We start from the raw sequence: 13430 nt of genomic DNA on the forward strand, positions 1-13430 counted from the left end.
ATAAAGATCACAATTTACTGAACCTAAGTTATTAATTATAATCTTAAATTTTATATTTAAGTTATTGACCTGATTTATACGATATCATCAATTACTTGTTTTTAAAAGATTTATCTCTCTTTTCTACAAATGCTGTCATTCCTTCTTTTTGATCTTCTGTAGCAAAACATTCCCCAAATACTTCTGCTTCATAAGCTACAGCTGTGTCTATATCGCACTGAATTCCTTGGTTTATAGCCGCTTTACATAATTGAACAGCTATAGGTGCATTACTAGCTATAGTATTTGCCAGATTTTTAACTTCTTCTAACAACTTATCTGGTTCAACTATTTTATTTACCAATCCTATTCTTAGAGCTTCTTCAGCATTTATTATTTGTGCAGTGTATATAAGTTCTTTTGCCATACCAACGCCTACTACTCTTGGAAGTCTTTGAGTGCCTCCAAATCCTGGAGTAATTCCAAGACCAACCTCTGGCTGACCAAACTTAGCTTTTGATGAAGCTATTCTTATATCACAAGCCAATGATAATTCACAGCCTCCGCCAAGTGCAAAACCATTTACGGCTGCTATAACTGGCTTATCTAATTTTTCCAATTTTCTAAATACTTTATTGCCAAGTGTCCCAAACTTTCTTCCCTGAACTGTATTGAGATCCTTCATTTCAGTTATGTCCGCTCCTGCTACAAAAGCCTTACCCGCACCAGTAAGTATCACAGCATACACATTTTCATCTGCAGCAATATTATCTACCGCAGCATCAATTTCCTTTAGTGTTTCTGAGTTCAAAGCATTTAATGCTTTAGGCCTATTTATTGTTAGCAAAGCTACCTTGCCATCCTTTTCAAGAATGATATTTTTGAATTCCATATTACTCCTCCCTCCTAAACCTTTTGAAAGCAACATTAACAAAGTATTGTTAATAATATCACAAATACACTTAAAAATAATTGAAGTTTTTCACTTCACTTCTTATTATATACCTTAAGCTTATATATTTCAATAATAAATTAGCACAAATATCAAATAAATTTTATTTAATATTTTATTTTAACATTTACAGTAAAAACATACACCTTTAGGTTTTACTCTATATCATTTAAAAGACAACTCAACGTCAGTAAACTATCACTTAAATGAACATTTTCCACCTTCACATCTTCTGGTACAATAAGATCCACTGGAGCAAAATTCCATATACCCTTCACTCCATTTTTGACCAAAATATTACAAACCTTCTGGGCATTATTGCTAGGCACACATATTACACCTATGTCTATAGCATTTTCTTTCAGGTAGTCAGCTAAATAATCTATGTCTCTTATCTCTATATCCCTAATTCTAATACCTATAAGTTTTGGATTTATATCAAATATAGCTTTTAATTCAAAACCCAGTTTTTCAAATCTAGTATAATTAGATATAGCTTGACCTATATTACCTGCTCCTATTATAACTTCTCTATACAATTTTGTAAGTCCAAGTATATTACATATTTGACTGTATAATTCACTTACATTGTATCCATATCCCTGTTGACCAAAATCTCCAAAGCAATTTAAATCTTGCCGTATTTGAGAAGCTGTAAATCCTATTTTTTCACTTAACTCTTTTGAAGATATTCTATCTACGTCATTTCTCATTAAATTATCTAAATATCTATGATATTTGGGCAATCTCTTTATGACAGACATTGATATATCTTTTTTCTTATCCATACCGCACCTCATATCTATAACTATATGTTTTAATTATATATTAAAATAAATTCTACTATAATTCCATTTTATCATTATATAGTATTATCTAATTATAACATATGTTAATACTCTCTTTTTTATTATTTTGTATTTTTATTAAGGTTTTTCAATTTTATAATACCCATATTATATATATTATGTAAATCATTATTATATTCTAAATAAGGTCTACAAAAAAATCTCTTTACATAGTAAAATATTAATAAGTTAAGGAAGGTGTTATTCTATGATCATTTTAAGCTGTAAAAATATTCATAAGAACTATGGAATAGATGTTATATTAGAAAATGTAACTTTCAATATAAATGAAGGAGACCGAGTAGCACTAATAGGACCAAACGGAGCCGGCAAGTCTACCCTATTTCAAATTCTAACAAATAAGATAAGCCATGACAGTGGAGAGCTATTTGTAGATAAAACTAAAACCATAGGCTATTTAACCCAACATCTATCACTAGATTCTTCAAATACAATATACGATGAAATGCTTACTGTATTTCAAGATATAATTGACTTAGAAAATAAATTAATTAAGCTGGAAACTTTAATGAACGAGCCCTATAATTCTAAAAATGAAAACTATCAAAATAAATTGATTGATAATTATACCATATGTTCAGAACTCTATAGAAACAGAGGCGGGTATACCTATAAAGCAGAAATAAATAGAGTCCTAGCAGGTCTAGGCTTTTCTCAGAATGAATTTTGTGATTCCATAAACATAATAAGTGGAGGGAAAAAAACACGGGTTGCCCTTTGCAAATTGCTATTAACAAAACCTGACATACTCTTATTAGATGAACCTACCAATCATTTGGATTTGGAAGCTATAGAATGGCTAGAAGAATACTTAAAGGCCTACAAAGGAACTATAATTATAATTTCCCACGACAGATACTTCTTAGATACCATAACACACTCAACTATGGAACTTATAAACGGTCATGTGAATTTTTACAATGGAAATTATACTACTTCTCTGGAACTAAAAAAGAAAAACTATGAAATTCAATTAAAAGCATATAACATACAACAAACAGAAATAAAAAAACAAGAAGAAATTATTGAAAAGTACAGATCTTTTAATAGAGAAAAAAGTATCAAGGCAGCAGAAAGCCGACAAAAAATGTTAGATAAACTGGATAGAGTACCCCCTCCCGATAAAGACATAAAAATTAAAAATATAATATTTAAAGCTCAAATAAATAGCGGCAATGACGTACTCTACGTGGAAAACCTAAGTAAAAGTTTTGATGAAAAATTACTATTTAAAAATTTAAATTTTCAAATAAGAAAAGGCGAGAAAACAGCATTTATCGGTAAAAATGGTTGTGGTAAAACTACCCTCTTTAAAATAATCCTTGGGCAAATAAAAGACTATACAGGAATTTATAAATTGGGTAAAAATGTTGTAATAGGCTACTATGACCAGGAACAATCTGATTTAGACCCTGAAAAGACTATCATAGACGAAGTGTGGACCAGATTTCCTGAGCTTACCACTACAGAAATTAGAAATGCTTTAGCCAGTTTTCTATTTACAGGGGATGATGTATTTAAGAAAATTTCACCCTTAAGCGGTGGAGAAAAATGTAGAATAAATCTATTAAAACTTATGCTGTCTAAATCCAATTTTTTACTTTTAGACGAACCTACAAATCATTTAGATATAGCTTCCCGCGAAGCTTTAGAAGAGGCTTTACTAGATTACGATGGTACTATACTGGTAATATCTCATGACAGATACTTTTTAAATAAATGCATAAGTAAAATATATGAATTAAGTCAAACTGAGACAAAAGAATATTTAGGCAACTATGTTTACTATACAGAAAAGAAAAAAAATCCATTGAGATTTGAGGAGGAAGTAAGTACTTCAAAAACTAAAACTCAAATATATCAGGAGAAAAAAAGAAAAAAAGAACTAGAAAAAAACAAACGAAAAAAGAATCTTGAGATAAAAACTATAGAGGAAGAAATATCAAAGTTAGAAGATTATATATTAAAATTACAGGAAAAATTATGTCTAGAAGAAGTTTATTCTGATTCTAAAAAAAGCAGTGAAATACACAAGCAGATTTTAGCTGCACAAAAAGAAGTGGAAACTTTATATAGCACATGGGAAGAAATGTTTTAAGGTATTTATTCATATTATTGTATATACAATTGTGCAGGTTTGAATTTAATTACATATCTACCATTTCTCCTGCACAATTGTTACTATAACTCCCCACCGCAGTATGGGCAAAATGCAAAAGAGTTATTTGTGTGGTTAAATTCCCCGCCACAGTATGGGCAAAATAACATTGCCTTTTTAAATCTAAAGTTTGTATTGCCATGTTTAGTCTGATATTTTAATATAGCCTTATTTATTACCTCAGAAAGTTTTTCCTCATCTATAGGTGTATTTATAATATCATCTACACCCTTTCCTGTAAAAGCTCCTGGATTTATTTTATCACAAGATGAAAGTATACAAGCAATATTAGGTCTTTCAGCTTTTATTTTTTCTATAAGCTTGTCTCCGGTAATATCCTTCATTACAAAGTTAACTATGATAACGTCGGGATTAAACTTATTAATTTTTGAAGATGCACCGTATTCATTAGAAACTTCTACTTCATATCCTATATTTATTAACTTATCCTTCATAATGATGCTTTCAAATTTACAATCGTTTACCAATAGTATTCTTTTCATGGTTTCACCACCATATCTCTTAATATACTCTATATATTAAATCATAAGCTGCTATTTTTCAACCTAAATTTTAGCATTAATTACATCAAGTGATTCTTAGGTTCAGGTGGAGTTTGCTCATAAGTAATGCTTTTCTCCATCTGAACCTTATTAACAGTATTCTTAGTGTCTTTAGCACTTAGAATACGTTATCCTTTAGGGGAAGAACTTATCCAGGCGTGTAGCAGTGCTTATCCCTCACTTTGAAGAAAATGGGGGTATTAGCAATGGTAGCGTTCGGATAAATGAAACCTATATTATACTTATCTTCATTTTTAATTCTAAGTATGTAAGTACCCTGAAAAACTTGTGGAATTTACTTATTTTCTATATTTTTTAACTTTTTCCTCCATAGTAATTCTACCCGGTTTATAATCTATCTTTACCACAGATACTACCCTTGACGCACCATATTCTATACATATTTTCTGTGCAGCTTCTACTATTCTTAAAAGTTCACTCAGTTCACCTTCCATGGTAGTCTCCATGGGCCCTACCTCATACTTCACCCCACAAGAATCTATATATTCTATAACTTTGTCTACCACTTTATATAAATTTATTTCCTCCACTACAGGCAAAACCTGTATGCTCACATTTGTCAATACCATAAGTCCCTCCTCCAAAATCACTTATATTTAAGTAAAATTATATTCAAATATGGATTTCAGTTTGAATAAATTTAATCCACAATGTATTAAAAAAATTTTTTACACTGTGGATTTTTATACTTATATCCTTTTAGAAAAGCTTATTCAAATAAATTCACTAAATCTTTAAATACATCTTTATCTTCGCGTATTTTCTGTTCATTTCCCATAACACATACATTATTTTTATCCATAATATGAGAAATCAAATCTGCAAAAGCAACTATGTCTTCCTCTTTAGTATTTAATATTTCTTCTCTTTCCTTTTCCGAATCTTCGTAACTCACATGCTTTATATTATATTCTGTAGCACGCTCTCCTTTCATAGAAGGTGATAGTGGAAAGTCTAAATCTGATATAGTTCCTATTATATATTTAGTCATCTGCCTGGTATCCGCTTTAAAATTTCTAAAAAATTCTCCTGCATTATTATAGACCTCAATAGTACGCTTTAAATTAGGATCTCTATAGGATGTAAAAAATGCATTTCCATTTTTCTGAAAAGAAGCAAAACTTCCATAAGCTCCTCCTTGAACTCTTATCTGGTTCCACAAATACTCATAGTTAGCTATAGCTTTTAAAACTAACATTCTTCCGCTGTAGGAATACCCAAGATCCATGTAATTATATGCTTTTGCCACATATTGAACTTTGGAAGAAGTTATAAGTCCTTCATTTTTAGCCTGTAAATTAAATTTATACTCCACTTTAGGTATTTCTTCATTCTTTAATTGAAAAAGTAAATTATCTATTATGTTTTCAAAAGCATTATAATCTTTTTCTTCACAGGTTACATTGATAATTAAATTTTTCTTATTAAATACCTTATCGGAAACCTCTTTTAGATTTTTACTTATCTCCTCTACCTTATCTCCAAAATTCTTTTCTAAATTACATATAAATTTATAGAACTCTAATCCTCCTAATATATCTTCATATTTACTCATAGGTGAAAAATATGAACATACATGGTTTGCAACTACTATATGTCCCCTTTGAAACATAGTCATTTCCATTCTAGATTTAGTTTCCTGGATTATCTCCTTCAATCTCTTTTTTTCATCAAACTTAGTATGATTCATTATATCTTCTAATATTGAAACTAATTTTTCCAGATTATTTGCCAAAACCTTTGACCTAACTACAAATTTAGGATAAAATTCTTTATTACTTTTATTTTCTCCGAATATCTGTGGCGAATAACCTATTCCTCCGGTGTATATATTTATTTCCTTGGTAAGATCTTCATAGTTATAATTTTCCGTACTGACTTTTCCAAGTACAGCACTTAAAAGTGATATATATGGTATTAAATTTTCTTCTAATCCTTGAGTATCAAAATATGAGTTTACATAATAAATACCATTTGTAAATATGGGATAAAACAATAACTTTACCTTATCTTTATTCTTTTCCACAAGTTCCAGTTTTTTAGGCTTTGGATCTATATCCGATATGCCTAAAAGAGGTATTTTCATCAAATCTTCCTTACTGTCTCTAATACTTTGTCTTTCTTTTAATTTCAAAGTATCTTTAATTATCTCATCTATTTCATCATCTGAAATACTTTTCTTAAAATCCTTTAATTTCTTACTTAAGGCAGCTTCTCTTTCTTCCGCTAATCCCTTTTCTGGTTTAACTATTACCATGGAGCTGTGGTTATTTCCCAAAATATACTTATCTATAAGATTTTCAAAATAGTTATTGTTCATTTGTGATTTTATTTTATCTAATACTGACTCATAAGTAAGATGTACCCATGGTTCTTCATCATATAACCAACTGTCCATACACTTCATTCCATATATTAATCCTTTAGGATATCCTTTATAATCCGCCTCTCTGAGCTGAAATTCCTTTATATTTATAGAGGCCTCCACCAATTTTTTATCAATGCCATTATTTACAATATCCTTTAAAGTCTTTTCCACCAATTCTTTAAACTTATTCTTCTCACTCTCATTGGAATTTTTAACTACTATTCCGAATATAGGTTGAAGCATACTAGCTTCAAATACTCCAAATACATCTTTTCCTATATTGGCATTAATTAAAGCTTTTTTAAGTGGAGAAGAAGGTGTTTCTAAAAGTAAATGTTCCAGTATATCAAAGGCTAAGTATAGTTCGTTATCTACAACTTTCCCTATTGAATAATTGATACTCAAAAAAGTTTTATCTTCTTCTTTCTCAGCGCTTGAAATTGGATACTTTATCAGCATTTCTCTCTGGGAATCAAAAGGAGTTTGCTCTAATATTATAGAATCCACAGATCTTTTGCTAAAATTACTTAAATACTCTCTATCTATAAATTCCAGTTTCTCCAGTATATCCATATCTCCATATAAATATATATAGCTATTAGACGGATGATAATATTTACTATGAAATGTTAAAAACTGCTGTTGGGTTAGCTCCGGTATTATATCTGGATCTCCCCCAGATTCCACACCATACTGGGTATCTGGATATAGGGATTCTGATATTTTCCTAAACAATATAGATTCTGGAGATGAAAAAGCTCCCTTCATCTCATTATAAACTACCCCTTTATAAGTTATTTCCTTATCTTTACTATCCAGCTCATAATGCCATCCTTCCTGCATCATAATTTCTGGATACTTATATATATTAGGATAAAAAGTTGCATCTAAATATACATCCATAAGATTTAAAAAATCTTTATGGTTCACACTAGCTACAGGGTACATAGTTTTATCAGGAAAAGTCATTGCATTTAGAAAAGTGTTAAGGGAACCCTTTACCAATTCCACAAAAGGCTCTTTCACCGGAAATTTTCTAGAACCACATAATACAGAATGTTCAAGTATATGTGGAACTCCTGTACTGTCATCTGGTGGAGTCCTAAAGCTTATTGAAAATACTTTGTTATCATCTTCATTTTGCAAATAAAATAATCTGGCACCACTTTTTTCATGTTGAAAAAGCATTCCTATAGAGTTTATTTCCTCTATATTTTTTTTCTTTAATAGTTTAAAACCACTGTATATTTTTCCTAAATCCATATTTAAATTCTCTCCTATAATTTTATATATTGCAGTATTATTATTAACTAAAGTTTTTATTACTTCTTTACAAAACTATGAAATATTTATGTGCATTTATTTAAACATCAAAACTTAAAATAATCATTAATTTAAGAAGTTAAAACTATAGTTATATTATATAATTTACTTTTATTGTTTAATCCATTCTTTTAATTTATCATAACACTGTGATGCTTCTTTATACCCCTGATTGTATAATTCTACAAGCTTATTTTTATTCCTTTCTATTCTTCTAACCTTTAAACTTTCTTCAGGTCTCATAACAAATGCCTTGCCTTCCTCCTCTAATTTATCTATATATGACAAAGTATTATTATACTTTTTATATCTATCAAACATAGCATTTACCAGGCCTTTATGCTTGGAATATATTCTTCGTGCCAAAAATTTCATCTTAAAAGACCTTTTTACATAACCCTTATTCCTAGTTAAGATAATTACATTTTTATTATTTCCGTCTTTTATAGACTTCTTTATAGGTATTGGATCTGAAACCCCTCCATCTAATAAATTCAATCCTCTGAACTTTACCATAGGGGCCATAAAGGGAAGACTAATAGAAGCTTTTATGACATCAAATATATCTTTATTCTCACATTCACTTTTTTCGAAATATACTGGTTTACCATTGTCACAATCCGTAACAGTCACCACGAATTTCTCCTTGGCCCTGTTAAAAGAATCCATATCGAATATTTCTAACCTATTTGCTAACTCATCAAATATAAAATCTGTTCCAAATATGCTCTTTTTCAATATTAAGTTTCTATAGCTTAAATATCTAGGATCGCCTACGTAATTAATATTTATATTCTTATTTCTACCCTTTTGTCTTGAAATATATGAGGATGCATTGCAGGCTCCCATGGAAACTCCTATAACATATGGAAAATATAAATTTTTTTCCATGAAAAAGTCTAGCACTCCCGCAGTATATAATCCTCGCATACCTCCTCCTTCTAAAACCAAACCTATATCTTCCATGTATTCTCCACCTCGTTTAACAATAATTTTATATCCTCAGATCAAAAATTTTATCTTATCTATAATTATATTAAAATAACCATTTTTAGTATAACAAAATAACTTGATGATCAAATATCCTTTATTATGAAACTTTTATTGTTAATATATTTTAACATAACTAGTTAAGTTAGTGAAGTTATGCCAAAGTTAAACTTTATAGAAAATATATAAGACATCTTACAAAAAATAAAAAAGAGCGCCGTTAGAAACTTCTCAATTGGAAAAATTTTTAACAGCACTCTATTTACATAATCAAGTCACAATACTATTTTAATTTAACTAAAAGTTCACCAGTTTTAACTCTTTGACCTTCTTTTACAAAAACTCCTTCAACAACACCCGAAACAGTTGAAGTAACGTTAGTTTCCATCTTCATTGCTTCTATTACAATTAAAGTCTGTCCTTCTTCAATTTCATCTCCTGCTTTTGCAATTACTTTAATAACACTCCCAGGTATACTTGCTCCTATCTCTTTTTCATTGTCTTCATCAGCCATAACTGCTGCACTTTCCTGAACTGCAGCCCCCCCAGCGAAAGCTAACTTATCTTTTACCTGTATGTCCCTCTTATTTCCATTAACCTCAAATACCAAGAACCTGCATCCTTCAGAATTAACTTTGGTAATGTCAAGCAGCTGCATAAATAAGCTCTTTCCGTCACCTATTTCAACTTCACACATTTCTCCTTCAGTAAGTCCATAGAAAAATACATCACTTTCCATACGGCTAAGATCGCCATATTCGTTTATAAATTTCAAATAATTCTCAAATACATCAGAATAAAGAGCATAACTTAAAAGTTCTTTCTTATTAAACTTTCTCTTAAACTTTTTAGTTAAATATTCTTCTATCTTTTCAAAATCCTCAGGTGGAAGAAATTCTCCTGGCCTTCCATTTAGAGGTTCCTCTCCCTTTAATACTAATTTTTGTAATTTCTCAGGCAATCCTCCCATAGGTTGGCCCATCATGCCTTGGAAATATGAAACTGTAGAATCAGGGAAATTCAAACTTTTTCCTTTTTCATATATAGTATTTTCATCTAAGTTATTCTGCACCATAAATATAGCTAAATCTCCTACCATTTTAGAAGAAGGGGTAACCTTAACTATATCTCCTACCAAGGCATTTACTTTTTTATACATTTCTTTTATGTCCTCAAATCTATCACCAAGCCCAAAACTTTCAACTTGAGGTTTCAAGTTAGAATACTGCCCCCCTGGAATTTCGTATTTGTATATTTCTGCAGTACTAGATTTAAGACCGGATTCAAATTGACTATATACAGGCCTTACATCTTCCCAATAATTAGCTAATTTTTGAAGATTATCTGGATTAAGACCAGTATCTCTTTCTGTATTTTGTAATGCTGCTACCACAGAATTTAATGCAGGCTGGCTTGTAAGTCCTGACATACTATTAAATGCAAGATCCACTACATCCACTCCTGCTTGAGCTGCCATAAGTATAGTTGCCACTCCATTACCTGTTGTATCATGAGTATGAAGGTGTATTGGTATAGATATTTCGTCTTTAAGAGCCTTTATAAGTTCATATGCTGCATAAGGTTTTAATAATGCAGACATGTCTTTTATTCCTAAAATATGAGTTCCAGTCTTTTCTATTTCCTTAGCTAAATTTACATAATATTTTAAATTATACTTAGTTTTACTGCTGTCAAGTATATCTCCTGTATAGCACATACATGCCTCTGCTATTTTACCTTCTTTTAATACCTGATCTATAGCAACTTCCATTCCTTTTAGCCAATTTAATGAGTCAAATATTCTAAATACATCAATACCGGATTTTGCAGATTCTGTTATATAATCTCTTATAACATTATCTGAATAATTCTTATATCCTACTGCATTAGCTCCTCTTAAAAGCATTTGGAATAATACATTAGGTACTTTTTCTCTAAGCTTTTCAAGTCTCTCCCATGGACATTCTTTTAAGAATCTATATGCTACGTCAAAAGTTGCTCCTCCCCACATTTCCATGGAAAACAAGTCGCCAGCTAAAACTGACTGAGCATCTGCTATTTTCATCATATCTCTAGTTCTAACTCTAGTTGCCATAAGGGATTGATGAGCATCTCTCATAGTAGTATCTGTAATCAAAAGCTTATTCTGGGATTTTATCCACTTAACTAGTCCTTCTGGACCTTGTTCATCTAATATCTGTTTTGTACCTTTTGACTTAAGGCTTACATCTACCTTAGGAACCACCGGTACATTAAATGATGGCTTTTTCCCACGGGTTTCATTTACTACCTTTTCTCCTATGTATTTCATTATACTAAGCTCTGCATCAAGCTTCGGAGTTATATTAAATAGCTCTGGAGTATCTGCAATAAAATTAGTGTCGCATTCTCCTTTAATAAATCTTTCATGTTTTAACACATTAATTATAAAATCACTATTAGTTTTTACTCCAGATATAATAGTTTCCTTTATAGAACGTACTGACTTTCTTATAGCATCTTCAAAGGTTCTTGCCCATGATATATTTTTTACCAGCAAACTGTCATAATAAGGGCTTATAACAGCTCCTGTAAATCCATTACCTCCGTCAAGTCTTATACCAAAACCAGAACCAGTTCTATACATATCAATTCTTCCAGTATCTGGAGCAAAATTATTTAATGGATCTTCTGTGGTAATTCTACACTGAATAGCGTATCCATTCAGCTTTATGTCATCTTGAGATTTTATTCCTATTTCTTTAGAACCAAGCTCGTACCCTTCAGCAACAAGTATTTGGCCTTGAACTAAATCTATTCCAGTAACCATTTCGGTTACTGTATGCTCTACCTGAATTCTGGTATTCATTTCTATAAAATAGTGATTTCCATGTTTATCTACTAAAAATTCCAAAGTACCTGCACTTCTATATCCTACAGTTCTTGCAATCTTCAATGCATCTTCACATATCTCTTTTCTTTTTTCATCTGATAACGCTATAGATGGTGTGAATTCTATTACCTTCTGATGCCTTCTTTGTATAGAACAGTCTCTTTCATATAAATGAATCACATTTCCATGTTTGTCTCCAAGAATCTGAACTTCTATGTGCTTTGGACTTTCAATATACTTTTCAATAAATATATCTTCTGATCCAAATGCTTTTTTAGATTCACTTTTAGCGCTATTATAGGATTCTAAAAGATCTTTTTCTTCCCTTACTATTCTCATTCCTCTGCCGCCGCCGCCAGCAGCTGCTTTAACCATAACAGGATATCCACAATATTTAGCAAATTCTAAAGCCTGTTCTTCTGTTCTTATAGGTTCCTGTATTCCCGGTATTGTAGGCACCTGTGCCTTTTTAGCAACAATTTTTGATTTTATCTTGTCTCCAAGCATTTCCATCATAGATGAAGTAGGTCCTATAAATTCGATACCTGCTTGTTCACACTTTCTCGCTAGTTCAGGATTTTCTGCTAAAAATCCATATCCTGGATGTATTGCATCAACGTTTTTAGTTAGAGCTATATTTATTATTTCATCAATATCCAAATATGCTTCAATAGGGCCTTTCTCACTATTTAACAGATAAGATTCATCTGCCTTAGTTCTAAATAAAGCTCTCTTGTCTTCCTTTGAATATATGGCAACAGTAGTAATTCCTAATTCTTCACATGCTCTAAATATTCTTATGGCAATTTCTCCTCTATTGGCTACAAGAACTCTCTTAAACTTACTTGCCAAGTCCATCATCCCCTCTTATAAAAAATATATATTTTGCATATTTATTAACAGCTAGTATTAAATTTAGACAATATAGTACTATTATATATAAGTATTAAAATTATTTCAATTGAATTTTATTTTTTTTATCCTTGCATATATTAATTATAACTAATTACTCCAAAATGTCCCTGTGTTATACATACTGCATTATACTTAAGCAAACTTATAGTTTTATTCCTTACTGCCTAAAGTTATAAATCAAAGTAACATTTGCAACTTCTTTTCATATAAAAAATCAATCTCAACACAAATTATTATATATCTTATAATAGCTTTTGTAAATAGTGTATTATATATAACAATTATGCTACTCTATATTATATTATATTAAAATATTATTATAATAATAACATATATCACATTAAATTTAATGTGATATATGTTACTTTTTCTTGAATTATTTTAATATAAATCTTGCAATAAAGCTACAGTATTTGCATA

At 30.3% G+C, this 13430-nt stretch carries 8 protein-coding genes; 1 reads left to right on the top strand and 7 read right to left on the bottom strand.

The features are described 5' to 3' along the window. Positions 1 to 91 precede the first annotated feature (91 nt). Positions 92 to 871: a short-chain-enoyl-CoA hydratase gene (locus tag ACJDU8_RS00645; RefSeq protein ID WP_406790224.1), complete on the bottom strand. Its 780-nt coding sequence runs from the start codon at positions 869 to 871 to the stop codon at positions 92 to 94. Between the two features lie 215 nt (positions 872 to 1086). Continuing rightward, complete coding sequence (locus ACJDU8_RS00650) at positions 1087 to 1719, bottom strand: redox-sensing transcriptional repressor Rex (protein WP_406790225.1); 633 nt, start codon at positions 1717 to 1719, stop codon at positions 1087 to 1089. Between the two features lie 268 nt (positions 1720 to 1987). Here ACJDU8_RS00650 and abc-f point away from each other — a divergent pair, with 268 nt between their 5' ends. After that, positions 1988 to 3898 carry a ribosomal protection-like ABC-F family protein gene (gene abc-f / locus ACJDU8_RS00655; protein ID WP_406790226.1) on the top strand — a complete coding sequence of 637 codons (1911 nt, stop codon included), beginning with the start codon at positions 1988 to 1990 and terminating at the stop codon, positions 3896 to 3898. 83 nt (positions 3899 to 3981) lie between these two features. Here the strand turns inward: abc-f and ACJDU8_RS00660 are convergent, their stop codons facing one another. The 5 genes from ACJDU8_RS00660 to ACJDU8_RS00680 all read right to left on the bottom strand — a co-directional run bounded on the left by ACJDU8_RS00660 (position 3982) and on the right by ACJDU8_RS00680 (position 12956). After that, complete coding sequence (locus ACJDU8_RS00660) at positions 3982 to 4461, bottom strand: response regulator (protein WP_406790227.1); 480 nt, start codon at positions 4459 to 4461, stop codon at positions 3982 to 3984. A gap of 359 nt (positions 4462 to 4820) precedes the next feature. Further along, positions 4821 to 5111, bottom strand: coding sequence for a thiamine-binding protein (locus tag ACJDU8_RS00665; protein ID WP_406790228.1), 291 nt, complete (start codon positions 5109 to 5111; stop codon positions 4821 to 4823). 140 nt (positions 5112 to 5251) lie between these two features. Next, positions 5252 to 8173 carry an insulinase family protein gene (locus tag ACJDU8_RS00670; RefSeq protein WP_406790229.1) on the bottom strand — a complete coding sequence of 974 codons (2922 nt, stop codon included), beginning with the start codon at positions 8171 to 8173 and terminating at the stop codon, positions 5252 to 5254. A 171-nt stretch (positions 8174 to 8344) separates the two neighbouring features. Continuing rightward, positions 8345 to 9199 (bottom strand): patatin-like phospholipase family protein, encoded by an 855-nt coding sequence (locus ACJDU8_RS00675; RefSeq protein ID WP_406790230.1) that lies wholly within the window; start codon positions 9197 to 9199, stop codon positions 8345 to 8347. A gap of 307 nt (positions 9200 to 9506) precedes the next feature. Further along, positions 9507 to 12956 (bottom strand): pyruvate carboxylase, encoded by a 3450-nt coding sequence (locus ACJDU8_RS00680; RefSeq protein WP_406790231.1) that lies wholly within the window; start codon positions 12954 to 12956, stop codon positions 9507 to 9509. Positions 12957 to 13430: the final 474 nt, after the last annotated feature.

The sequence above is a fragment of the Candidatus Clostridium eludens genome (assembly GCF_045310515.1).
Taxonomy (GTDB): Bacteria; Bacillota; Clostridia; order Clostridiales; family Clostridiaceae; genus Clostridium_B; species Clostridium_B eludens.